Source organism: Pseudomonas sp. HY2-MNA-CIBAN-0224, from assembly GCF_040310285.1.
In the GTDB taxonomy this organism is placed as follows: Bacteria; Pseudomonadota; Gammaproteobacteria; order Pseudomonadales; family Pseudomonadaceae; genus Aquipseudomonas; species Aquipseudomonas helleri.
Map to the genome: position 1 here is coordinate 1 of NZ_JBEOPQ010000023.1, position 24,607 is coordinate 24,607.

Genomic DNA, 24,607 nt, shown 5'->3' on the forward strand with positions numbered 1-24,607 from the left:
AGCTTGCTCGCGATCTTTTGATCTTTAAAAGATCGCGAGCAAGCTCGCTCCTACAGGTCATGTGTTGTGCTTAGAAGGTGTAATCCGCCGTCACGAAGACCGAACGCGGTTCACCCATGATCCATTGTTGGCCGTCATTGTATTGGCTTAAGGCGTATTGGCGGTTGAACAAATTGTTTACGCGCAGCCCCAGGGTGGTTTTTGGCAGGGCTTTCCAGCTCACGGTGGCATCCACCACGGTGTAGCTCGGCAGCACGGCGGTGTTGGCCAGGTCTGCGTAACGCGCGTCGACATAGCGCACACCGGCGCCCGCGTTCACGTCGTCGGTCACGGCTTTGCTCAACCACAGGTTGGCGGTACGGCGCGGTACTTCGGCGGGGCGGTTGCCTTTGAACGACACGCCGCCCTGATCGAATTTGTCGTATTGCGCACGGACGATGGCGGCGTTGGCCTGGAGCTGCCAGCGGTGTGGCAGTTGCAGATCAAGGCTGGCTTCCAGGCCTTTGGAAGACTGTTCGCCGATTTGTCGAGTCAACTTAGTAACCGAGTCACGGCTCAGCAAATCCTTTTTAACGATGTGATACGCCGCCAGTGTCCACTCGCCGCGCTGGTCCCAGAACAGTTGCTTGAAGCCGACTTCAGTCTGGCGCGCATGGGCCAGGCCAAAGTTTTGCTGGTTCTGGTCCAGGCTGATCAAACCGCCCACACCATCGACGCTGGTGGCTTGTTGCGCGTAAACCGAGGTGTCCGGGGTCAGTTCGTACACCAGCCCGACTTTCCAGCTATTGGCCGACAGGCTGCGGTCCGAGCGGGTGGTGAGGTTGTCCACCGAGAAATCATCGCGGTCCAGGTGCACCATGTCGCGGCGCACACCGGTCACCAGCGACAGCTGATCGGTCAGCTCGGTGCGGTTTTCGGCAAACAGCGAAAACTGCTGCGTGGTGGTGGTGAACTGGTCGCGGTAAGGCGAAGCACTTTGCCATTGGCCGCGGTCCGGGTGGTACAGGTCGATCGGCTGGCCGTCTGCGTCCACGTCGTGATACGGCGAGTTGCTGTGCAAATTGAAGTGGATACGGTTGTAGTCCATGCCCACCAGGGTTTTGCTGTTGAGGCCGAACAGGTCATGGCTGAGCGCGAAGGTCTGGCGGTCGCCGACCTGTTCCTGCTCATGCTTGATGCTGAAATAGCCGCCGCGCAGCAGGGTTTGGCTGGCCTCGTCCCAAGCGTGGTTTTCGGCGTTCTGCCAACGGCGCTGGGCCTTGAGGTAATACAGTTCGTTGGTGGCGGTCAGGTTGTCGTTGATCCGCCATTCGCTGTTCAGGCGCGTCCACTGATCGTTGTAGTGCAACTTGGCGTCACTGACGTTGTAGTTCTTGTCGCGCAGGCCCTTGTGATAACGGCCATTGATCAACGGCACGCCAAAGTCGTTTTGCGGCTCCTGGTCGCCGTAGTCGTGGCTCAGGGTAAACGCCAGATCATCCGTGGCCTGCCAGCGCAGGGCCGCGCTGATAAAGGTGTTTTCAGAATCGCCGTGGTCGATCCAGCCATTGCTCTGGGTGTGGTTGATGTTCAACCGGTAGCTCAGGGTGTCGGTCAGCGAGCCGCCGCTGTCCAGTGCCTGCTGTTGGCGATCGTAAGAGCCGTAACCGACGCGGATGTGGTTTTCGATCTCACCGCTGAACGGTTTTTTCGGAATCACGTTGATTACCGCGCCGGTCGCGCCTTCGCCATACAACACCGACGCCGGGCCGCGCAGCACGTCGATGCGCTCAACCGACCAGTCATCCACCGGGAAGGTCACGGTGCCCGCGCCGCTGTACATGCGAGTGCCGTCGTACAGTTGCATGACCGAGCCTTCGCCGACAAAACCGCGCGCCGAGTACGCCGAACCGCCATTGCCCGGCGAGCCGGTGAAGCTGATGCCGGTGGTGCGGGTCACGGCGTCCTGCACGCTGCTGTCGCCACGGGCGCGGATCTGCGCGCCGGTCAGGCTTTCGACGCTGGCCGGGGTTTCGAGGCTGCTGAGGTTCAGGCGCGAACCGGCGGTGGTGGCGGTCTTGAGGTCGACGCTCTCGGCATCGATTTGCGGGGCGGTGATGGTGGCGGCAGGCAGCATCAGGGACGGCGCGGTGTCATCCGCGTGGGCGCTGTTAACCACCAGCAGGCAAAGGCTGGAAAGCAGGTACTTGTTCATTAGGGCAGTGAGTCGCTTTTTTCTGGAGGTGTGCCCGCTGCCTCCTGGCGGCGGGTGATCGAGCTTAAATTGTTTTGTTACACAGTAACAACAATTTCTCGCGTGATACTGGCGTGCCAGTATCCACATATCTCTGGATCGCGCATCTCGGATGTTTCATGCCCGCTATGAGGCACGCTCATGTTGAGGTTTTGAGCGCACGAGCAGGAGTAAGCGGTCCAGCAACCAGACGCCAATCAACGAGACACCGACCAAGGGGAACGCCACCGCCAGGGCGAGGATGATCACCACCCCGGTTTTCCAGGTCGGCAGGTCATGGCGCAGCGGTGGTACGCCCAGACCGCCTTTGGGGCGGCGTTTCCACCAGATCACCAGGCCGCTGGTCGAACTCAGCAGGATCATCAGGCAGATCAGCAGAATCGCGATCTGGTTCAGCGAACCGAACAATTTGCCTTCGTGCAGCATCACGCCCATTTCCGTGGCGCGGGCGACGTTGCTGTAATGCTGCCAACGCACATCGGCCAGGACCTCGCCGGTGTACTGATCTACATGCAGGGTGGCGTCGTTGCGCGGGTCGTCGGCGAACACGGCAATGGTAAACACGCCTTGCGCCGTGGTGGGCAAGGTGATGCTGTAGCCGGGTTCGACCTTGCGCGTGCTGGCGGTGTCGACCACCTCTTGCAAGGTGATGCCGGGCGCCGCCGGGCCAGACGTGTGGGCGCCGTGGGCCATGTGCTCGGCGTGCGCGCCGGACACCGGCATCGGTGTATTTTCCATGGCCCAGGGCACGGTCTGGCGGGCAGCGCTGTTGAGGGTGCGGGCCTCAACGTCTGATTGGGGCACGTTGTTCCACATGGCGGCGGGGAACTGGTTCCACAGGTCGGCGTATTGCTTGCCCCAAAAACCGGTCCAGGTCATACCGCTGATCAGCATGAACAACAGCAAGGCTGCGCCCCAGAACCCGGTGACGGCATGCAGGTCGCGCCACAAGACCCGGCCGCGACGGCTCAAGCGCGGCCACAAGATACCCGCCGCAGATTGCCCGCGCGGCCACCACAGGTACAAGCCGGACACCACCAGCACCACGCCCCAGCCAGCGGCGAGTTCCACCAGCCGGTCGCCGAGGGTGCCGATCATCAATTCGCCGTGCAGGGCACGGGCCACGGCTTGCAGGTTGAGCTTGGCGTCTTGCTCGCCCAGCACTTCGCCGCTGTACGGGTTGATAAACACATTGAGCTGGCGCCCGGCATTACTGAGCACAAATTGCGCGCTGCGCTCCGGGTTGATCGGCGGCAGGTACTGGCTGATATGACCCTGTGGATAAGTGGCTTGCACGCGCTGGAGCTGATCGTCGGCACTGAGTCGGTGGTGGCCGGGGCTGACGTTGATCAGGTGGTCGTAGAGCAATGGGTCGAGCTGGGGTTTGAACAGGTAAATAATCCCGGTCAGGGCCAGCAGAATCATGAACGGCGCGACAAACAGCCCGGCATAGAAATGCCAGCGCCAGGCCAGGTTGTAAAACGACGGTGTGGGTTGGCTCATCAGGAGCGGCTCCGCAAAGTTAACGATTTATTGTCGAATGCAAATCCCGTGGGAGCGGGCTTGCTCGCGATGCAGGCGACGCGGTGTTCAGTTGCCCCGCAGTGCTGCCATCGCGAGCAAGCCCGCTCCCACAAAGAGTTACAGCGCTCTGATTGTTAGAAGCTCACATCAACCTTGGTCCAGAGTGTGCGGCCTGGTTCGTTGATCGCGGTCGGGTCGTTTGACGGGTAGCCAAACCCGGCGTTGCCCGCCATGTTCAGGTGCTCGCTGTAGGTTTTATCCAGCAGGTTGTCGACCCCGGCGCTGACCTTGAGGTTTTTGTTGATGCGGTACGCACCGTTCAACGAGAACACGCCAAAGCCGGCGCTCTTGCCGTAGTCCTTGCCGACCACGTTGCCCGCGTTGCGGTCGATGCGGTCCTGGCGTGCAACCACACGCCACAGGGCGCCAGCGCTCCAGTCGTCTTCGCTGTAGGTCAGGCCGAGGCGGGTGTCCAGCGGCGGCATCTGCGGCAGGGCTTTACCGTCCGTGGTGTTTTTGCCCCAGGCGTAGGCCAGGGTCGCGTCGGCCTTCCAGTGTTCGGTCAGTTGATACGCGGCGCCTAGTTCGCCGCCCATGATGCGGGCGTTGATGTTTTGCGCCTGGGAGCTGGTTTGTGTGTAGTCGAACAGGATGTAGTCGTGAATCACCCCGGCATAGGCCGACACCCAGGCTTCGAGGTCCTGGGTTTTGTATTGCAGGCCAACGTCGAGCTGGGTGGTTTTCTCAGGCTTGATGGCGTCGAAGGCGTTCACTGAACCGGCCGGGCCGGAGTTGGGCGAAAACAGTTCCCAGTAGTCCGGGAAGCGCTGCACATGGCCCAAGCCTGCGTACACCGTGGTCGGGCTGTTGGCCATGTCATGTTCATAACGTACGAAGCCGCTGGGCAGCGTGTCGGCGCGGGTTTTGTCCTGGGTCGGGTTGGGTTTGCTCCTCATCCCCGAGCCCAGCCGGGCCCGGAAATCCTTGGCCGAGGCGCGGTCCAGACGGGCGCCGGTGATCACGCGATCACGCTCGGCGGCGTACCAGGTCAACTCGGCAAAGGCGCCGTAGTTGTGGAAGTCGGCGTCCTTGGTCCAGTTCTGCGCCTTGTAGGTGTCGATGCCCATGCCGGAGCGAGTGCGGTGTTCGTTGGTTTGCGCGTCGATGCCGCTGATCAACTGCACATCGGCCCAGCGCCAGGTGGCCTTGATGCGTGCGCCGAGGGTGCGCCGGTCAACGTTAACGCCCATGGGCCCGGCCATCATGCCGGTGCCGGACGGGGTGCGCAGGGTGTAGTTGTCCATCACGTGGTCGGCGTAGTTGTAGTAGACCTGCGCTTCGAGTTTGTCGAGCACGTCGCCGATGTTGGACTTTTCAAAGCGCAGGCCGAGGCTTTCGCGCTTGTACTGGCTGCCGTCCATGCCGCGTCCGGCCGAGCGGGCTTCGCCATCGCCCTTGCCAGCGGTGAGTTCGAGCAGGGTGTCGGCGTCCGGGGTCCAGCCAAGGGCGACGTCACCGTTCCATTTGTCGTAGCGCGACGGCACGGTATGGCCGTCACCGTCTTTGTAGTCGTCGGAGTGGGCGGTGTTACCGACGACCCGCAGGTAGCCCTGCGTGCCCCCGACGGCGGCATCGAGGGTCTTGTCGAAACGCCCGTTGGAACCTGCCAGTACGCTGGCGTTGATGCGCGACCCCAGCTCGCCAAAATGCTCGGGCTCGCGCTCAAACAGCACCGTACCTGCTGACGAACCCGGCCCCCACTGCACGCTTTGCGGGCCTTTGATGACGGTGAGTTTGTCGTAGGTTTCGGGGGCGATGTAGGAGGTTGGCGTGTCCATACGGCCGGGGCAGGCGCCGATCATCTGGCCGCCGTTGGTGAGGATGTTGAGCCGAGAACCGAACATGCCGCGCAAGATCGGCTCGCCGTTGGTGCCGCCATTACGGATCAGGGCAAAGCCCGGGATGGTCTTCAAATAATCCCCGCCATCGCTGGCGGGCACTGGCTGGCGCGGGTCTTTGGGGTTGGTGACGATGGTCAGCGGCGAGCTGGGGGCGATGGCGGTAATCACCAGCGGGCTGATTTCATTGGCGTGTGTGGCGTGCTCGTCAGGTGTCTCGGCGGCCAGGGCGGCGGGTGCCAGCAACGCGCAGCACAGTGTGCTCAAGGCAAAGGGCAGCACCGTGTGGGCGTGAGGCAAACGGGAGGCAGCAGTAAAGCGGGACATAGGCATTCCAGTATTCAAGCGAAAACAACACGGCCGACGTCCTGCGGCTGTCTAGAGCAGCGCCTGCAGGTCGGCCAGGTAGAGGATGTTGTGAACGTGCTTAAACGAATGCCGGAGGCGCCCGCGCGCGGGCGCCGGGGAAGATCGGTTGTTGCGCATGCCCCAGCCGTGTGGGCTGTGACAGATAACTTTTGGGGCGCAGCGAGTCGAACAGGGTGATGTCAGCGGTGTGCGGCAGGGCCGGGCAACTGAACAACAGCGTGCAGTAACCGCATTTTTCCCACAGTGCATGGTGCTCGGCAGACGGCGCGTGATGCCCGGCGTGTTCGCCGTGCGCCGACATGCCCATGCCCATCTCCATGGACATTGGCATCGACATGGAGCCGTGATGATTCATCGGCACCGCTTGGGAAATCAGCGGGCCGATAAAAATCATCAGCATGGCAAACAGGCTCAGCCAACTGCCGCGAATCTGCGACATGGAGTGCCTGGCGCGAGGGGCGCGCATGGAGCTCAAAACCCGGGGTCGTTAGTGAGCGTGCATGTGTTCCATGTTGTCTTCAGGGGGCTGTTTTTGCACCGAGACTTCAACCGGTATGTCACCGGCTTTCTCGAAATGCAGGGTCAGCGGGAAGCGTTTGCCGTCTTGCAGCAGGCTGCGATCTTTAATGTCGACCAGCATCACGTGGTACGCCATCGGCCCGAAGGTCACCGTGTCACCGGGGGCAACGACGACGTCCGTCACCGGTTGCATGCGCATCAGGTCGCCTTGCATCACGTGCTGGTGCAGCTCGGCGCCCACGGCAATCGGGGTGTCGGCGCTGAGCAGGCGGTCGGCGGTGCTGCCGGTGTTATGGATCACAAAGTACGCGGCCACGGTGGGCGCGTTGGGTGGCAGTTCTTGCGACCACGGATGAGTGATTTGCAGATCACCACTTTTGTATTCGTGGGCGTTGGCAAAACAGGCAGGCAACAACAAAGCCGCCGCAATAACGGCGTGCTTGAACAGTGACAGGTTCAACATGGTCATTCTCCGAAATGATTCAGGCGCAAAAAGGTTGCGAGGACGAATCAGACCAGAGGGGAAGCGCGGGGGTTAAGGCTCGGCCATTGCTGGCGCGGGGTGGGCCGTTTGAGGTGGTCGGGGACTTGGCTATGACCCCGTTCAATCGCGGCGAAATACAGCGTGGGGATATGCGCGGGCAGCGCCACCAGCGGCGCCGAGCCAGAGCAGCACCAGCAATGCTGCATGTTTGAGTGATCGTCTTTGTGGCTGTCGGCTGTGTCAAACTTGCCCAGCGACACGGCCACCATCTTGGTGCCCGTGGAGGTGCAGAAACTGCTCCACATCACCTGCTCGGCCGGCTCGCTACCAGTGGATGCCATGGCCCCGCCCATCGACATGGCGAGCATGTTGAACAGCACTGCGAAGCAGGCGATCCAGGCAAATGCAAACCGTTGTCGGGACATGACACATTCCATGAGTGAAGCGATCAAGGCGGCTATTTAGCCTGAATGGCCTGCGTAAGTAAAAAGGCCGTGTGTGTGACGAAATGTCGCGTTAATCAGCAGTGTTGGCATTACGCAGCAGTGGCGTGGAGTTTTAGCCCCAATGCTTTCATGACTTTGATGATAGTTGTGAACTCGGGGTTACCTGTGCTGCCCAGTGCTTTGTACAAGCTCTCTCGTCCAAGCCCTGAGTCGCGGGCAATCTGGCTCATGCCTTGGGCGCGGGCAATATCGTTGAGCGCTGCGCGTATCAAGCTACCGTCACCGGGATCTTCTTCAAAACAAGCATCCAGATAGGCTGCCATCTCTTCAGGGGTTTTAAGGTAGTCAGCAGTATCAAAGCGGGTATGTTGTTCGGTCATGGTTTAGTCCTCACTACCCAATGTATGCACTATTTGTTTTGCGCGCTTAATGTCTCGCGCTTGTGTCGTTTTATCGCCACCAATGAGTAACAGATAGATCACTTTACCTTTGCGAGTGTAGTAGACCCTATAGCCGGGCCCGCAATGTATGCGCATTTCGTAAATGCGATCACCCACGGGTTCACAGTCTGAAAAGTGCCCCAATTCGGCAGCCCTGAGACGTGCAAGGATGCGCGCTTGGCCAATTTTGTCTTTCAGTGAGCTTAACCACTGAGCGAACTCATGTGTTTTTTCGAAAGTAATCATGCTGTGAAACGTATCTCGAAGGATACATTACTGCCAGCGATTACACATTCACAAATATCTTTCTCTCTTTAGGGCCTCCAAAGCCTCATTAGCTGCCCAAAAAGCTCGATCAACTTCAGGCAGCACCGGCCGCTTGAGAATCAACACCGGCACCCCGCGTTCGCGGGCGACTTCGAGCTTGGGTTCGGTGGCGCTGCTGCCGCTGTTTTTGCTGATCAGGACGTCGATGCGCCGTTGCTCAAACAGTGCGCGTTCTTCTTCGATCCGGAAGGGGCCGCGGGCGCCGATGACGTCACAGCGCTCATTGCCGGGGTATTCGTCGAGGGCGCGTAAGGTCCAGAACTGCTGTTGCGGGATTTCGTCCAGATGTTCCAGTGGCTCGCGGCCCAGTGTGAACAGCGGGCGCTGGAAGGGTGTGAGGGCCTGAACCAGTTCGGCCCAATCCGCCACTTCGCGCCAGTCATCGCCTGCTTGTGGCGCCCACGCCGGGCGACGCAGCGCCCAGCACGGGACGCCGCTGAGGGCGGCTGCGCGGGCAGCGTTCTGGCTGATTTGCGCGGCGTAAGGGTGGGTGGCGTCCAGCAGCAGGTCGATGCCGTGCTCGCCCATGTAGTGGGCCAGCCCCTCAGCGCCGCCGTAGCCGCCCACCCGCACTTCGCAGCTCAGATCGGTAGGCACGCGGCCGACACCGGCCAGGCTGTAAACGTGTTGCGGGCCCAGGGTGCGGGCAATGGCCAGTGCTTCGGTGACGCCGCCGAGCAATAAAATACGTTTCATGCAAACTCTCCGGCATGGCCGACAACGGCGCCTTGGCGGTCAATGGCAAACACTTCTACCTGCACCGACGCCGGTACCACGCTGCGGGCGAAGTCCAGCGCGTGCTGGCACACCGCATCACCCAGAGCGATGCCTTGCGCGCTGCACATCGCCAGGGCTTGCTGGCTGGTGTTGGCCTGGCGGATGGCCTCTTGCAGCGTGGGGGCAGCGCCAACGGCAGCCGCCCATTCGGCCAGTTGCGGCAAGTCGATGCTGGAATGGCGGCTGTGCAAATCCATATGGCCTGCGGCCAGTTTGCTGATTTTTCCGAAACCGCCGCACAGGCTCAACTTATCCACAGGAACTTTGCGCAGGTGCTTGAGGACCGCGCCTACGAAGTCGCCCATTTCGATCAGCGCGATCTCCGGCAGGTTATACACGCGGCGCATGGTGTCTTCGCTGGCATTGCCGGTGCAGGCGGCGATGTGCAGGTAGCCGTTGGTCTTGGCCACGTCGATGCCCTGGTGGATCGAGGCGATGTACGCGGCACAGGAAAACGGCCGGACGATGCCGCTGGTGCCCAGAATCGACAGGCCGCCGAGAATGCCCAAGCGTGGGTTCATGGTCTTGAGGGCCAGCGATTCGCCGTCCTGGACGTTGACGGTCACTTCAAAGCCACCGTGATAGTGGTGCTCGGCGGCCAGTTGCTGCAGGTGATCGGTGATCATTTTGCGCGGCACCGGGTTGATCGCCGGTTCGCCCACGGGCAGCACCAGACCGGGACGGGTGACCGTGCCAACGCCCTGGCCTGCGACGAATACGATGCCTGCGTCAGGCAGCAGGCGAACGCGTGAGTACAGCAGCGCTCCGTGGGTCACGTCCGGGTCGTCGCCTGCGTCCTTGAGGGTGCCGGCTTCGGCACCATCGGCCTGCGTGCGGCAGAACTCCAGGCGCATGGTTACCACTTTGCCTTTGGGCAGGGTGATTTCCACGGCGTCATGGCTGACGCCGCTTAGCAGCAGGCGAGCGGCGGCCAGGCTGGTGGCCGTGGCGCAACTGCCGGTGGTCAGGCCGCTGCGCAGGGGCGCGGGTTGTTCGGCGGTTTCGTCACGCATCAAAGGGTTTGGTCATCTCTAGCAAGGTAATGGGCAGCGCTTGGCGCCACGTATCAAAGTCGCCCAGCGGTTGGGCCTGGGCGACGTGAACCCGCGTCAGTTCGCCGCCATGGCGTTCGCGCCAGCTCATCAGCAATGTTTCGCTTTGCAGGGTGACGGCATTGGCCACCAGTCGCCCGCCGGGCTTGAGCTGTTGCCAGCAGGTGTCGAGCACACCCTCTCGGGTGACACCGCCGCCGATAAAAATTGCGTCCGGACGCTCCAGGCCTTCCAGTGCTTGCGGAGCTTTGCCTCGAATTAGCTGCAGGCCCGGCACGCCCAGCGCGTCACGGTTGTGTTCGATCAGTTGCTGACGGCCGCTGTCTGCCTCGATGGCCAGGGCCCGGCAGTTCGAGTAGGTACGCATCCACTCAATACCAATCGAGCCGCTGCCTGCGCCCACGTCCCACAACAGTTGCCCCGGCAAGGGCGCGAGGCGGGCGAGGGTGATGGCGCGCACATCGCGCTTGGTCAGTTGGCCATCGTGCTGGAAGGCGCTGTCCGGCAAGCCGCCCACGCGGGACAACGGCTGCGCGTTGGCCGAGGCGATGCATTCAATGCCGATCAGGTTCAGGGCCGCGACGAGCGTGTCGTTCCAGTCGTCTGCGCTGGCGTCGACGCGCCGTTCGGCCGGGCCGCCCAGGTGCTCCAGAACACTGATGCGGCTTGGGCCAAAACCACGTTCGCGCAACAGCGCCGCAACGGTGGCCGGGCTGCTGCCGTCATTGCTCAGCACCAGCAGGCGTGCGCCGCTGTGCAAGTGAGCATTGAGCGCAGCCACCGGACGGGCGACCACTGACAATGTAGTCACGTCTTGCAAGGCCCAGCCCAAACGTGCAGCCGCCAGCGAGAAAGAGGAGGGTGAGGGCAGCACGTGCATCTCGGCGTTTTCAACCACGCGTGCCAGGCTGGCGCCTACGCCGAACAGCATCGGGTCACCACTGGCCAGCACACACACTGGCTGGCCGCGCAATGCCAGCACCGGCGCCAGTGAAAACGGGCTCGGCCACGTCAGGCGCTCGGCGCGGATGCACGCGGGCAGCAAGTCGAGCTGGCGCTGGCCACCAAACACTTGAGCAGCATTTAGCAAGGCCCGGCGCGCATTTTTGCCCAGACCGCTGAAGCCGTCTTCACCGATTCCCACAACTGTTAGCCAGGGCGACATGCCAATCCTCATTTCAAACAGCAGTTCGTTCATCCGGGATCAGGGCAAAAGGCCTGCGGATACAGGCCGCATGATAGCGCGCCTTGGCGCGCTAACTAAGTAGTGCCTTGCAACACTGTGGGCAGCGTAGCGTTCAGGGATAAGCCTATCCCTATTGCGAGCTGAACCATGAGCACCCCTTCCTTGCCTTTTTATGCCCCGCAAGCGCTGCACGACACCTATCTCAAAAGCCTCGACCTCGCCCAGACCAACGGCATTATCAATGCTGACGAAAAAGAGCGACTGGGTTCGCTGCTTCAAGACGATGCTGGCGCCAAAGCGGTTTATGCGTATTACCCGGTGTTGTCCCGCGACCATTACCGCCCGGTGCACTGGGTTGCCGGGCTGATCCTCAAGCTGGACCAGGCGCCGGCCTCGGCGGTGTTTTTATTCACCGCGCTCGGCAGGTTTGAGCGCTTCGCCACTAAAAGCGCGTTGCGAGCGGCCTTGCAACTGAAGTTGGACAGCACCCAAGAAAACGACGAGCTGCTGCGATTTTGTCCCGTCGATGTACGTCCCTATTTAACCCAAGCAGGCTATTTGTCGCTGGTTACACGGCAAGTGTCGGGACCTGTCATGACCGGTGTCAGCCAGGCCATAGAGAGCTTTTTGCGCAGTTGTCAGGAGCAAACGCTGCAAGCGCTTGTGGAGCTGCCGACACTTCGTTCGGTGCTTGATGGGCGCGTGTCTTACGCGGTGATGAATGAGTTTGCGGGGCCGTTTACGGATGTCTTGAAGCTTCAGGTGCGCAGCACTCGGTTGGGGGGCAGCGCACTGACTGAGGGCGATGTGAATACCGCGAGTCTGAGTGCGATAGCGCTGGATTACTACCTGCAAGGAGGCTTTGAGGCGCACTACCGTCGTGAATACCTGGGCCTGCCAGAGGCCGTGGCTTCACTCAGTCCCAGTGATATTGAGCGGCGCTTCGAGCGAGTGCTCAGACAAGCCAGCGAGGGCTTGGCAGACAGCATGCGAGGCGCGTTACGTAACGCCTGGTGGCCAGCGTCGCTGCCGCGACGTGCGCTGTATGACTATTGCGTTGCTCGCCAGGCCGATATGTTTTATCACCAGACGGTGCAAGCCCTGCATGAGCAGAAGGTGACGGCAGCGCAATTTGCTCAGTTGCAGCACGTTCTTTCAGGCACCTATAAGGACGTGCAGGCACAGGTTGCGCGGTTGGCCGTGTTTGACCCCGACAAGGGCGAGGTAGGCTTGTCCGGTGTGTTTTGCATCTTTTTTCCAGGGCTGAATTCACCCGTTTTTTTATTTGGCGGGGCTGAAGGCCTCCAGCAGTTTGAAACACGTGCCCGGCTTAAAGACGCCATATTGTCGCTGTTGAGAGCCCCCGCCTTGTACGACTCCATTGCCCGTCATGCAGCGCTGGACCAACACGCGTTGCTCGCAGATATGCGAGAACTGAGCCTGAGTGTCGAAAACATTGATACGGATGTGTTCAGCGATTGTGTGCAAGGCATTCACAAAAAACAGGCCAGTGACGTCGTATTTCTACTCAAAGAGTTCAGGGCCAGGCGTATTGCTTTGGCGGGGGTCGATCATGCGCTGGATGTCCGCGAGCTGATTGATCAGGGGCTCTTGGCGCTGAACCCCCCGGAGCGCTGGAGCAGCCGATTCATGCCTCACACACATGAGTTGACCCTTACCCCGCGCAGCCAAGGTGGTCAGGCCGATCTGTTGAGTGTGAAGCTGCCCAGACTAGAAGCCCAGGTGGATGAGCTGTTACGTGATTGGCCCACTGCGAAGACGACTGCAACGGCTCGCCTGCAAACGCTGCTGGTTTCCCACGGGCATGCCCCCTCGGATGTGCACCGGCTTGTGGTTCAAGTATTTGATCAAGCGCCGCAGCCGAGCGTTGTACCCGTTCGCTCACTGTCGCTGGTCGAGGCGCTGTTGGAGCGGGTGACAGGGTATCAGCCGTTGCCGCAGAACCCGGATCTGATTCAAGTCTTCATGCAGCCGTTAGCTAACGGAGAGCTCAAACCGACCCGGCTATTGGCCGCAACCAAGCTGCTGACGCTGCTGGAACAAGCGTCGCCGTCATTTGTGCAACTCATGGTGCAGCGCCAATGGGCTTTTTTTCACGCCCCGTATACAGCGCAGGGTCCTGATGCGCTGGTAGACAGGCTCAGCACCTTGAGAATGGTCATGTTGCGGGCAGAGTTGCGCCTGCTGAGTCTGGAAAACCATCTTCAAACCACTGATCGGGCTGTGCTTGACGTGGTATTGGGCTACCCGATCAGTGATCAGCGCCCGGCGCTGGATCAATTTGTGCCGGATGTGTTTGCGCCAGGCGTGTCTTTTAATGGTTCCGCAAGCCTGCTGGACATCACCAATTGCTTACTGTTTACCCAGCGTGGCGGCCTGGAGTCAGACAATGCAGGGCGTGCCGTGTTCTGGGGGCCGGCCTGGGGCTTTGAAAGTTTTGAATCGGTGGACGCGTGCAAGGCCATGCTCGAAGCCCGCCTGATGGACAAGGACTTGCGTTGGGGGCTACTGGCCCATGTGAATGCCTCAGAGCAGGCGCGGGTTGTCAGTTATCTGGAGGGCACATCACTGTGGCACCCGGCCGGGCAAAACGATTGGTTTTACTTCGAGCGCTTTGAGGAGGACTTCACTCGCCAGAGCCAGAATACCGTTATCAACCAGTTGCTGGCCGATACCCGGCATGTGTGCAGCCTTGCCGTGAAGACGCCATTTTCGGGTCAGGGCTTTGAGAACAGTTTCAAGAGTGTTGTGCTGGCCGGCAGGGCGGGCGTGCAAGTGGCGCGTGTCAGCGAAATGGCACGTCTGCAACTGTTCAAGGCTTCGCTGCCTGAGTGGTTGAAGTCTGCCAGCGCCGCCGATCAGAAGGCTTATGCCGATGTCTTGCAACGGTATCAGCGCAGCACAGAGGCCGTTCAAAGTTATCTGCACAACATCCCGCTATTGTCGGTGTATTCAAATGCGGTGCTGACGGCACGTCTGAATCTGGATTTTCCGGGAGTCAACCTCAATCCCGAAGACATTGAGGTCGTCATCGATACTTACCTTGCGGCCCCTGTACCGGTCGGCAGCACGCCGTCATTTCTGCCTGCTGCGACCACACACAGTGTGCAGTCCTTCACTCGGTTCGCCTTGAGCGGCCTGCATCTTATTAACGAGGGCGTGATGTTTGTGCGGTTGCGAGAGGGTGGCGCGCTACCCATTACTTTCAATGCGCTCTATGTGCGCCGATTGGTGCGGGAACTGGACCTTGGCACACATTATCAGGACCTTATAAAAACCATGCTGGCACCTGGCCGGGAGGGTGTTGCCCTGCGTCAGCAGCAGTTTGCCGAGCAACTGGCCGTGCAGATGCTGGAGCAGGCCATGCGGCAAAAACTGCAGGACCCGGAGTTTGAAACCGCCTACCGCTATATTTGCCATGTCGTCAGCATGCCTGACGGCGCGGCGCGCGAGTCTCTGGACCGGGTGTACATCACTGTGCGGCCCTTTGAATTGATAGAAGAGCCCGGCGCCGACCCGGATCCAGTCAGGGGCGTTTATATCATTGGCCCGGTGGAGCCAAAGTCAGGCCCACAAGTTCTCTGGATCACCTACAGCGAGCGCTTTACCTTCAAGGCCTACGCCAATGACGCGGCCTTGCTCGCTGATTTGGGCGTCAATACAGAGCTTCAAGCCGACATACTGCAACGCATCGCGCCCTATACCCGCAAAGTTTATGACCATGGCGGCTTTGTCGAGCCACATCTGGCGCGTTATGGGGATTCCTCGCTGAACTGGCTGCTGCTCAAGGCACTGCCACCGACCCTGGCCAGAACCCCGATTGCCGGCAATCTCTTCAGGGTGATGTACAAAGACAACTACGAAGCGTTGCTAAAAATGGCTGCGGCGCAAACTGAAACCACGGCGCAGGCCGATTGGGAGGCGTTCAAGTACTTGATGTCACTCGTCATCACCAGCGCCCTGATGTTCCTGCCCGCCAGGCTCAATATTCCGTTAGTGGTCTGGCAGTCACTGGGCTGGTTGACCCAAGGCGTCGAAGCCGCAAAAAAAGGCGATTGGGGTGAATCCGTGGCCGAGTTCGCAACGTTGCTCTCGCTGTGTGCCAGCGTTTATGGCGTGTCACGCCCGTCATTGGTCAGCCATGCGCCAGTTGAAACAATAGTCGAACCGGTTCGCCTGACAGCACAGCAACGCGTCGGGCTGGAACCCTTTCAGGTGCATGATGTGACGCTGCTGGATTTGCGCACAGAGCCGCAGACGCAGTTGTTCAGTCACCCGCAGACAAAGCTGCTCTATGTGCATCTGGATGGTTGCCTGTTTCGGGTACAGGCCTGGCGCAATCGCTGGCGTATTGATATTGGCGAGGGGCGTGATGGCCCGCTGATTAAACTCAATGCGCGCAAGCTCTGGGAGCTGGATCCCAATGAGCCGCTGCTGGGTGGCGGGCCGGTCATGTCGACCACGGCGGCGTTGGCTGATCGCATCACCCATGAGATCCAGGCGACGGGCATGGGCAGCATCCAGCGTCAGTTCCCGGATAAAGCCTTGGCCATTCGCGACGCCCACGCCCAAGCCGTCACTTATCTGGAGCGCTGCCAGAATGCCCTGCACACACTGAACGAACCTGGTGCCGACAATGCTGCGCATCGCGAGCTGATCAAGGATTTTTTTGATGTGCCCAGCCTTGAACCGCACGTGCTGGATCGGCTGAATCGAACCATTGAACCGATGTTGACGCGGTTTCTACACCCTGACTTGTCGCCACTGACCTCCAGCCACTATGTGGTGTGTCGCTCGCGTTTCAACGACAAGGCGGTGGCCTGGGTTCATCCCTGGGACACGCACAATCGCTTGTTTCTGAGTGAACGTTTTTTCACCACGCTGTTTGACACGCCTCAAGCCTTGAGCCAGCCGTACCTCAAACCCACAGACCCGCCTTTTGCCGTCAATACGCATTACCGCGCGTCTTTTCTGCTGCACGAAGTCAGTCATGGGGTGTTAAACACCGAAGATATCAACTACCTGAATCCCGGGTTTCCTTACGACGATCTGTTGGACGACACCACCGAGTTTGGCAATCAGCTCAGATCGTTTAATCAAATTATTCAGGAGTGCCACTCACCCCACTTGCAGCCTGAGTATCTGTTTCAGCAATTTGATGTCGAGAAGCACACCTGGGCGGATATTCCGAGCAATCCGGGCAAGGCCAAAGTCAAGGCGATTACCGGGGTACAGACCTTGGCCGAAGCCCGGTCGATCTTTACCGATGACCCGGTCAAACGGGTCGAATTGATGCTGGCCAATGCCGACACGGTGGTGCTGTTGATCACTCGATTGGGGCGTGTGCAGCCGGTTGTGCCTGAAGTGAGCAAGCCGGTCTAGGCATTCCGTCCGGCAAGCTTTTCATGCGGTTGCCCAAAGCAGGCATAATGCGCGACCTGCAATAGCGCATTGCCTGCTCTGGACCGACACGTGCCCCTGCCATCTGAACTCTCAGCGACGTCTCCTGTACGCCCGACCGGGTGCCCGGGGCTGTTGCGCATCGTCCAGGCGATGGACGGCGGGATTTGCCGGGTCAAGCTGGCGGGCGGCGTGATCACCGCGCAACAGGCGCACGCCGTGGCCGACGTGGCGCAGCGCTATGCCAGTGGCGTGATTGAAGCCACCAATCGCAGCAACCTGCAAATTCGCGGGGTCGGCACTGAACATGCCGCGCTGATTGAGCCCTTGCTGGCGGCGGGGCTTGGGCCTGCCAATGCGGCCAGTGACGATGTGCGTAACCTGATGCTCAGCCCGACGGCCGGGATCGACCCGCAGCAAACCATCGACACCTGGCCTTTGGCGCGACAGATTCTGGCCAGTCTTGAGAGCACCCCGCGTTTTGCCGAGTTGTCGGCCAAGTTTGCCGTGCAACTGGATGGCGCAGAAGCCTTGGCGATGCTGGAACATCACCATGATCTGTGGCTGTCGGCGTTCGTGTGCAACGGCCAAACCCTGCTGGCGTTTGGCCTGGCGGGCTGCCCGGCGCACGATGCGCCGCTGGGGGCGGTGCCTCTTGAGCACGGGCATGAGTTGGTGATGGCTGTACTCACGCTGTTTCTGGACGTGGCGCGTCCTGAGCAGACACGCATGCGTCATCTGTTTAAAGACCTCTCAGCGGCCGACTTTGTTGAGCAACTCGCGTTGCGCATGTCGGTACCCATTGCCGCGCTAACAAACTGGCGGCGTGACCGGCCGATGGTGCAAAGCCCGATCGGTACTTATCCACAGCGTGAGCACGCGCGTGTCCACGTGGGCGCCGCGCCGGTGTTGGGGCGACTGGATGCGACGATGCTCAACGGCCTGGCGCAATTGGCCAGCGAGTATGGCAATGGCACTTTGCGCTTTACCCCTTGGCAAAGCGTGTTGCTGCCTGATGTGCGGGCCGAGGACGCGGCGTTGCTCACGCAGTGCCTGAACGCATTGGGCCTGCTCTGCGAAGCGCAAGCCCCGCTGGGCCACCTGATTGCCTGTACCGGCTCCAGTGCCTGTGCCAAGGGGCTGGCGGACACCAAAGCGGATGCGCGTCACCTCGCGTCGCTGCTGTCACAGCCGCAGACGATTCACCTGACGGGCTGCCAGCGCGCTTGTGCAGCGGCCCATGTGGCGCCGGTCACCTTATTGGCCGTGGCGCCCGGTCATTACGACCTTTATTTACGCGCACCAGAGCACGCCGGTTTCGGTGTTCTGCGCGAACGCAATCTTACTATTGAAGCGGCGGGTGCTTGGCTTGAAGCCCGCCAACGGAGCAACACCGATGATTGATTACATCCGCGACGGTCAAGAGATCTATCGCAATTCGTTCGCCATTATTCGCGCCGAGGCCAACCTTGCGCACATCCCGGCGGACCTTGAAAAACTGGCCGTTCGGGTGATTCATGCATGCGGGATGGTCGATGCCGTCGAAGACCTGTGCTTCTCGCCGGGTGCCGGCAAGGCCGGGCGTGATGCGCTGGCCGCTGGCGCGCCGATTCTGTGTGATGCACGCATGGTGCTGGAAGGGGTGACGCGCACGCGTTTGCCGGCCAATAACGCAGTGATTTGCACCCTCAAAGAAGACGGCGTTGCCGAGATGGCCCGCGAGGCGGGCAACACCCGTTCTGCTGTCGCCCTGGAACTGTGGCGCCCGTACCTGGAAGGCAGTGTGGTGGTGATTGGCAATGCGCCGACCGCGCTGTTTTACCTGCTGGAAATGATCGATGCCGGGGCGCCGAAGCCTGCGCTGATCCTTGGTTTTCCGGTGGGGTTCGTCGGTGCCGCCGAATCCAAGGCCATGCTCGCCGCAGACAGCCGTGGCATACCGTTCGTGGTGATGCAGGGCCGTCGTGGCGGCAGTGCGATGGCCGCTGCTGCCGTTAACGCCTTGGCGACGGAGATCGAATAATGGCGCAACCAGGACGTTTGATCGGTTTGGGCGTGGGCCCGGGCGATCCAGAGTTGATTACGGTTAAAGCCTTGCGCCTGCTGCGCGAATCGCCGGTGGTGGCGTACTTTGTGGCCAAAGGCAAAAAAGGCAACGCGTTCGGCATCATCGAAGCCCACCTGCAAGCGGCACAAACGCAAATGCCGCTGGTGTACCCGGTGACCACTGAAGTGCTGCCCGAGCCGCTGTCATATGAGCAGATCATCAGCGACTTCTATGACCAGGCCGCCGAAGAAGTTGCTGCGCACCTGCAGGCTGGCCGTGACGTGGCAGTGATCTGCGAAGGTGACCCGTTTTTCTACGGCTCTTACATGTACCTGCATGATCGCCTGGCGGAACGCTTTGAAGCCCAGGTTGTGCCGGGTGTGTGCTCGATGCTCGGTGGCGCGTCGGTACTGGGCGTGCCATTGGTGTACCGCAACCAGAGTTTGTCGGTGTTGTCGGGCGTGCTGCCCCACGATGATCTCAAGCGTCGCCTGGCCGATGCCGATGCGGCGGTGATCATGAAGTTGGGTCGCAACTTTCATAAAGTGCGCGAAGTGCTGGCCGAACTGGGCCTGGCTGACCGTGCGCTGTACGTCGAGCGCGCGACCATGAGCAATCAGAAAATCGTCCCGCTCAATGACGTAGACCCGATGTCTTCGCCGTACTTCTCACTGATCATCGTGCCTGGCGAACGGTGGCAAGGATGAGTCGCCCAGCCCCGGCCATTGTGATTCTGGGCAATGGCAGCCTGGCCACGGCGCGACGCATCCAGCAGCTTTATCCACAGGCCGTGATCCATGGCCTGGTGGATCGCGTTGACGGTGCGGATCGTACTTACAGCGACTTCGGCGCCAACCTGCGTCAGTTGTATCAGCAGGACACGCCGATTATTGCGCTCTGCGCGGCAGGCATTGTGATCCGCACCCTTGCACCCTTGTTGCTGGAAAAAGGTGCCGAGCCGCCGGTGCTGGCGGTTGCCGAAGACGCCAGCGCAGTGGTACCGCTGCTGGGCGGGCTGGGTGGCGTGAATGACCTGGCACGTACACTCGCGGCGGGTTTGGGGGTGGCGCCTGCCATCACCACCAGCGGTGAGTTGCGGTTTGGCACCTGCTTGCTGAACCCGCCCAGCGGCTATGCCTTGGGCGATCTGGAATTGGGCAAGCGCTTTGTCTCGGATTTGCTTGCCGGTGAGCCGGTGCGCATTGAAGGTGAGGCGCCCTGGTTGGCGCAGGCGCAATTGCCCGAAGACCAGCAAGCGCGTCTGGCGATTCACGTTGGCCATGCCGAGCGCGAGCCGTCGGCCAACGAACTGCTGATCTACCCGCGCAGCGTCCTGCTTAAAGTCGTGCAGGAAGTGTCGGCTCAGGAACTGCGCGACGCGTTGCATGAGGCGCAACTGGCCTGGCAATCCCTGGCCTGTGTGGTGGCCGATGACAGCCTTATGGCCAGTGCCGGGCTGCGCGAGGCGGCCAGCGAACTGGCGGTGCCACTGCGTTTTGTCAGTGCGTATGAGCCCGTCGTGGCAGCCGCCTGGCGTGAACTTGCCAATGGCGTGAGCGTGGGCGTGGCGGATACGCCGCTGGACCCACTGCACATCGGGCGTGCACGCGGGCGTTTGGCCGTGATCGGCCTGGGCCCAGGAGCCGCCGAGTTGATGGTGCCCGCGGTGAAGGCCGAGCTGGCGCGGGCCAATGATGTGCTGGGGTACGAGACCTACGTGCGCATGGCCGGGCCGTTCCGGGCTGACCAAGTGCTGCACTGCACCGACAACCGTGAAGAAATGCAGCGTGCGCGTCACGCCTTTGAGTTGGCGGCGCAAGGTCGCTCAGTGGTGGTCGTGTCTTCGGGAGACCCTGGCGTGTTTGCCATGGCGGCTGCCGTGCTCGAGGCCCTGCATGAGTCTACTGACCCGCAATGGCACAGTGTGGATCTGGAGATCTTGCCTGGCGTCTCGGCGTCGCTGGCCACAGCGGCCCAGGCGGGTGCACCTTTGGGCCATGACTTCTGCGTGATGTCGCTGTCGGACAACCTCAAGCCCTGGAGCATCATCGAAAAGCGCCTCGACCTGGCTTCCCAGGCGGACCTGGCTCTGGCGTTCTACAACCCGATCTCCCGCTCCCGGCCCTGGCAATTGGGCGTGGCGCTGGAAATCGTCGCGCGGCATCGTACGCCGCAGACGCCGGTGGTACTGGGACGAGACATCGGGCGCCCCGGCCAGACGTTACGTGTCACCACCCTGGGGGAACTGACCCCGGAACAGGTCGATATGCGCACCATGGTCATTGTCGGGTCGTCCACCACCTGCACGTTCACGCGAGCCGATGGCCGCGAGTGGGTATATACACCGCGTTGGTATGGCGAAAAGCCTTAACTGCGACAGTGATCGACGTTGAACACAATGGCCCTGCGGGGCCATTGTTGTTTTTGTTGCGCGGTTAATGAGGGCGTTGTGAAATATTAAAAAGTTAAGTAGGAACATTCAGTTCGGAGTGTTCGTTTGGAAGTCTGAATAAAGCGTGTTTTCTGTGCGTTATATATTTATGGAGTGGATTGTTTGGGGTGCAGGCAGTGTTTTGCTGGCTGGTAATATTTGGTATGGGCTTGTGCTTTGCAAAGTAGTAAAGGGAGGGCTAAGTTTTGTTCACCCGGCGAGGAAAGTCCGGTATGAAATTAAATGGAGAGTGTCATTATGGATTTCGTTAAAGATCAATTGCCAAGCCAAGATGAAACAGAGCAGTTTTTTAAATCTCTTCCCGTTCAAATTCAACCCAGGTTCGCACGGCTTAAATCCGCACCGACGCCGATTAACCATAGCGCTGATGAAGATGCATTTATAGGCGCCAAGTCTCCCATCGTTGTGGCTTTTGCTGATGGTGTTTCCGCCGAAAATCGTAATGCGGTGATGTACAGCGTACAGTTTGCGGAAAAGTACGCAGATATGAAGGCTTCTCGTAAAACTGAGGCCATGAAGTGGTATCAGGCCTATGGGCTAGCCATCAGTCATTGCGGCTGGTTTTCCAACAGTTTTGTATTCGTTAATCACGATACCTCCAAAATCAATGTGACGATGGACAGTCTGGTGCTGGATATCATCGCGCAGGTGGCGGGTTTTAATGCGGCGGCGATTTTACCGTTGTTGGGTCGAGTACTCGAAACGATTAAAAATGATAATGCACTGATCACGTTATTTGACAATAACAGTAAGGGCGACAGTGTTGGCAGCTTTCAAATCGTGCCGTGCCTGGAGTCCAGTCAAGGGATTCCTGTTACCGTATTTGCCGGGCTCGAGTGCGAGTTTAAATCCAGGGAAGGTGGGGCCTGGTTCTGGAAGTGGAAAAGTTCCAACTTGAAAGTGCAAAAAGCAGCCACAATGATTAACTTGAATTACGACAGTTATAAACGTGTGGAGCCAAAAATTTTAGAGTTCTTGGGTCAAGAACAGGATGATTTTTTCATGTCTCTGAAAAAGTCGTAATTAATAAAATATTAAATCTGGCGATTGTTTTGATCGCTTGGATCACGACAGTGGTCCTGCGGGCGGCGTTCTTTGAGCGTCGCTTTCTGTCGGGTAAGTTAATGTTGGAGTGCGATAAATGATAATGGACTATGAGTTTAAGATCGTTTCTGGGCAGTTGATCCTTTTGCCCAAAGCTTTATCCGATCAACTTAAGCAGGACGTTCTTAATATTCAGTTGTATGCGCAGCTATATGCCAGCGTCAGGGCAAACAAGTTTTCTGATGCGGGGGTGTGGGACAAGCGACTGACCAGCGCGAGATCAGAGTTGAAGTGGTCCACCCACTTTTCGCTGGGCAGACGCCCAGAGCTTGCAAACGAAGCAAAAATCAATGTGACGTCGTTGATCATGGATCAGTTGGCCCATGCCCCGCACTATGATCCTTCGGTAATGGAAGATGCCATCCGTCGTGGCTTGAATGCATTGTCGTACTACTCGCCTGCGCAAACAGTATTTTTTGACTCGGTACTCAGGGTGACGAAGGCAGATTCATTGCTCAAGACCCCGTTGGTTTCAGACGTTTATTTAAACGTCAGTGTGATCAGCCCTAAAGCCCACATGATCGATGTTCAAGTCGGTTTTTCTGTGCACCAACTCTTGGATGAACACTTATTCGATCAATCTTTAAAAGGTAAGGATGTTATCGGGGCCATGTCGTTGTCAGTCTCCGAGTATGAGTTGGATGCGTCGGCGTTCAGCCGTATTCGTGACAGAGTTGTGGACGGCCTTGATGGGGCTGATGCCACCCAAATTGTGAACCTCGAACTGACCCCCGAGATTGTCATCACAGCCCCCTGAGGGATGCAGCACCTGGATGGCTGGGGATAAGCACAAGGAGTGCGATGTGAGCTACGAACTACTATTGAGTAACACCCATGTCCCTATTTCCAGTGGCCTGTGCCCCAAAGGGGCATCGTCATGAGTAACCGGGCAGTTATTGCGGGCAGCAGCGTGGTGTCGTTTGTGCCCGGTGTTGAGGCCCAAGATCAAACAGACATCATGAACAGTATTGCGTTGGCGCAACTGACTGCCGACAAGCGCTTTCATCGTGTGCAGCAAATGCAGGCTTGGTTCGAAGCCTTCGTCAACACGTTGGTTGAAGTTGGTTGGGCGCCCGATGACGAGATGCTGGACGCCACCGTTCCACACAAGCAGGTTTACGACGATCTGGAAGAGGCTGCGCTGCATAACTTGCAGGGTATAAAGCATGCTTCGCTGAGAAGGTCGGTCAAGGCATCCATCGAAGTTTTACGGTTGAACACCGTGGCTCAGGATATTTTTGAGTCGCGTAGCCGAAGCGGGGCTGTTGCTTACTATCAGTTTGTACCCTGCGAGTTCCGCCAGGCCTTGGGCAACTACATCTATGTGTCCGGAATGCACATCACGTCACGGCGTGATGTAAAAAACATATTGTTCGATGGACGCACTATCCGTAAAACCGATGTGCTCGATGTGGGCTTGGGCTGGTCAGCCTTTTATCTGGTTCGCAAAGACTACGACAGATACCGGGACGATGTTTTGAAGCAATTGGCCGGCTTGCAAGATAACTTTTTCAGATTGCTGAGCCATTGATACCTTGAGCGGGGCAGGGACTGACCGCTCAAGACACCAAGTAGCCTTTTATCCCGGTAAAGATAATTTGCGCCGCAAGCGCGCACACGAATAGTCCCATCAAACGGCTGATAATCTGCAAGCCCTGCTCGCCGACAATGCGTTCGATCCTGTTGGACAAATACAGCACCAACCCGACGGTGAGGCTGGCCATGACAATACTGGTGATTGCCATCAGCTTGTCATCCCAATGGGGCTGGCTAACGCCCATCACCAGCAACGCACCAATGGTGCCGGGGCCAACGGTGATCGGAATGGTCAGCGGCACAATGGTGACGTCTTGCTGAACATTGTCGCTTTGCACGGCAGACTTGCCTTGGGCCATACCCAGCGCCGAGATGAACAAGACACTGCCGGCGCCAATGCGGAAGGCATCGACAGTGATGCCGAAAACGCTAAAAATCATGCGCCCAAACAAGTAGAGCAGCACGCTGGAAATCACGGTTGCCAGCGCTACTTTCCACGCCAGGCGGCCACGCTCCTTGTTCGAGTAACCGCGTGTCAGGCTGATAAAACACGACAGTACGAAGAACGGGCTATAGAGCACCAGCATCTTCAAGTACACACTGAACAAAACATGCAGCATGGTCTGAGCTCACATCGCAGGAAGTCGTCGAAAGTCTATCAGGGGTTTGGCGGTCTGTCGGGCGGTGTTAAAAAGACCCTGCGGCCACAGCGGCACCCTCTGTAGGAGCGAGCTTGCCTCGCGATCTTTTAAACTTGAAAAGATCGCAGCCTTCGTACCTCGGCAGCTCCAA

The 24,607-nt window shown here is 59.3% G+C and carries 20 protein-coding genes; 8 read left to right on the forward strand and 12 right to left on the reverse strand.

The features are described from left to right. Window positions 1–70: 70 nt before the first annotated feature. The 11 genes from AAEZ03_RS12665 to cbiE form a co-directional block, all read right to left on the reverse strand. Window positions 71–2,194 (reverse strand): TonB-dependent receptor, encoded by a 2,124-nt coding sequence (locus tag AAEZ03_RS12665; protein WP_350579081.1) that lies wholly within the window; start codon window positions 2,192–2,194, stop codon window positions 71–73. A 165-nt stretch (window positions 2,195–2,359) separates the two neighbouring features. Beyond that, window positions 2,360–3,736 (reverse strand): PepSY-associated TM helix domain-containing protein, encoded by a 1,377-nt coding sequence (locus AAEZ03_RS12670; protein ID WP_350579084.1) that lies wholly within the window; start codon window positions 3,734–3,736, stop codon window positions 2,360–2,362. A gap of 155 nt (window positions 3,737–3,891) precedes the next feature. Further along, complete coding sequence (locus AAEZ03_RS12675) at window positions 3,892–5,982, reverse strand: TonB-dependent copper receptor (protein ID WP_350579087.1); 2,091 nt, start codon at window positions 5,980–5,982, stop codon at window positions 3,892–3,894. 100 nt (window positions 5,983–6,082) lie between these two features. Beyond that, on the reverse strand, window positions 6,083–6,490 hold the full coding sequence (locus tag AAEZ03_RS12680; RefSeq protein ID WP_350579090.1) for a DUF2946 domain-containing protein: 408 nt from the start codon (window positions 6,488–6,490) through the stop codon (window positions 6,083–6,085). 21 nt (window positions 6,491–6,511) lie between these two features. Then, window positions 6,512–7,006: a copper chaperone PCu(A)C gene (locus tag AAEZ03_RS12685; protein WP_350579092.1), complete on the reverse strand. Its 495-nt coding sequence runs from the start codon at window positions 7,004–7,006 to the stop codon at window positions 6,512–6,514. A 47-nt stretch (window positions 7,007–7,053) separates the two neighbouring features. Next, complete coding sequence (locus tag AAEZ03_RS12690; protein WP_048366527.1) at window positions 7,054–7,452, reverse strand: DUF2946 domain-containing protein; 399 nt, start codon at window positions 7,450–7,452, stop codon at window positions 7,054–7,056. A gap of 110 nt (window positions 7,453–7,562) precedes the next feature. Then, window positions 7,563–7,853 carry an addiction module antidote protein gene (locus tag AAEZ03_RS12695; RefSeq protein ID WP_123751203.1) on the reverse strand — a complete coding sequence of 97 codons (291 nt, stop codon included), beginning with the start codon at window positions 7,851–7,853 and terminating at the stop codon, window positions 7,563–7,565. Window positions 7,854–7,856: 3 nt separating this feature from the next. Continuing rightward, window positions 7,857–8,159 (reverse strand): type II toxin-antitoxin system RelE/ParE family toxin, encoded by a 303-nt coding sequence (locus AAEZ03_RS12700; RefSeq protein WP_262126350.1) that lies wholly within the window; start codon window positions 8,157–8,159, stop codon window positions 7,857–7,859. A gap of 48 nt (window positions 8,160–8,207) precedes the next feature. Continuing rightward, complete coding sequence (locus tag AAEZ03_RS12705) at window positions 8,208–8,936, reverse strand: cobalt-precorrin-6A reductase (protein WP_350579097.1); 729 nt, start codon at window positions 8,934–8,936, stop codon at window positions 8,208–8,210. Further along, the gene (locus AAEZ03_RS12710; protein WP_153338188.1) at window positions 8,933–10,030 is read right to left on the reverse strand and encodes a cobalt-precorrin-5B (C(1))-methyltransferase; all 1,098 of its coding nucleotides are present in this window, start codon (window positions 10,028–10,030) and stop codon (window positions 8,933–8,935) included. Before AAEZ03_RS12710 ends, AAEZ03_RS12705 begins: the two co-directional genes overlap by 4 nt. Next, window positions 10,023–11,234 carry a precorrin-6y C5,15-methyltransferase (decarboxylating) subunit CbiE gene (gene cbiE / locus AAEZ03_RS12715; RefSeq protein WP_350579100.1) on the reverse strand — a complete coding sequence of 404 codons (1,212 nt, stop codon included), beginning with the start codon at window positions 11,232–11,234 and terminating at the stop codon, window positions 10,023–10,025. Before cbiE ends, AAEZ03_RS12710 begins: the two co-directional genes overlap by 8 nt. A gap of 168 nt (window positions 11,235–11,402) precedes the next feature. On the opposite strand from cbiE, the gene AAEZ03_RS12720 reads away from it, so the two are divergent. The 8 genes from AAEZ03_RS12720 to AAEZ03_RS12755 all read left to right on the forward strand — a co-directional run bounded on the left by AAEZ03_RS12720 (window position 11,403) and on the right by AAEZ03_RS12755 (window position 23,810). After that, a complete protein-coding gene (locus AAEZ03_RS12720; RefSeq protein WP_350579102.1) occupies window positions 11,403–16,658 on the forward strand; it encodes a dermonecrotic toxin domain-containing protein in 5,256 nt (1,751 codons plus the stop codon). A gap of 171 nt (window positions 16,659–16,829) precedes the next feature. After that, window positions 16,830–18,080: a precorrin-3B synthase gene (cobG, locus tag AAEZ03_RS12725; protein WP_502947926.1), complete on the forward strand. Its 1,251-nt coding sequence runs from the start codon at window positions 16,830–16,832 to the stop codon at window positions 18,078–18,080. Further along, window positions 18,073–18,699 (forward strand): precorrin-8X methylmutase, encoded by a 627-nt coding sequence (locus tag AAEZ03_RS12730; RefSeq protein ID WP_123751209.1) that lies wholly within the window; start codon window positions 18,073–18,075, stop codon window positions 18,697–18,699. The genes cobG and AAEZ03_RS12730 overlap by 8 nt, the downstream gene beginning before the upstream one ends. Next, window positions 18,699–19,430 carry a precorrin-2 C(20)-methyltransferase gene (locus AAEZ03_RS12735; protein WP_153336804.1) on the forward strand — a complete coding sequence of 244 codons (732 nt, stop codon included), beginning with the start codon at window positions 18,699–18,701 and terminating at the stop codon, window positions 19,428–19,430. The genes AAEZ03_RS12730 and AAEZ03_RS12735 overlap by 1 nt, the downstream gene beginning before the upstream one ends. Next, window positions 19,427–21,094, forward strand: a complete 1,668-nt coding sequence (gene cobJ, locus AAEZ03_RS12740; RefSeq protein ID WP_350579106.1) for a precorrin-3B C(17)-methyltransferase — start codon at window positions 19,427–19,429, stop codon at window positions 21,092–21,094. Before AAEZ03_RS12735 ends, cobJ begins: the two co-directional genes overlap by 4 nt. Before the next feature lie 318 nt (window positions 21,095–21,412). Beyond that, entirely contained in the window at window positions 21,413–22,198 is a 786-nt protein-coding gene (locus AAEZ03_RS12745) for a hypothetical protein (protein ID WP_123751212.1), read from the forward strand. A 118-nt stretch (window positions 22,199–22,316) separates the two neighbouring features. Further along, window positions 22,317–23,036: a hypothetical protein gene (locus tag AAEZ03_RS12750; RefSeq protein WP_350579109.1), complete on the forward strand. Its 720-nt coding sequence runs from the start codon at window positions 22,317–22,319 to the stop codon at window positions 23,034–23,036. Between the two features lie 120 nt (window positions 23,037–23,156). After that, entirely contained in the window at window positions 23,157–23,810 is a 654-nt protein-coding gene (locus AAEZ03_RS12755) for a hypothetical protein (RefSeq protein ID WP_123751214.1), read from the forward strand. A gap of 28 nt (window positions 23,811–23,838) precedes the next feature. Here the strand turns inward: AAEZ03_RS12755 and tspR are convergent, their stop codons facing one another. Then, a complete protein-coding gene (gene tspR, locus AAEZ03_RS12760) occupies window positions 23,839–24,435 on the reverse strand; it encodes a type III secretion system genes modulator TspR (protein WP_123751215.1) in 597 nt (198 codons plus the stop codon). Between the last annotated feature and the right edge of the window lie 172 nt (window positions 24,436–24,607).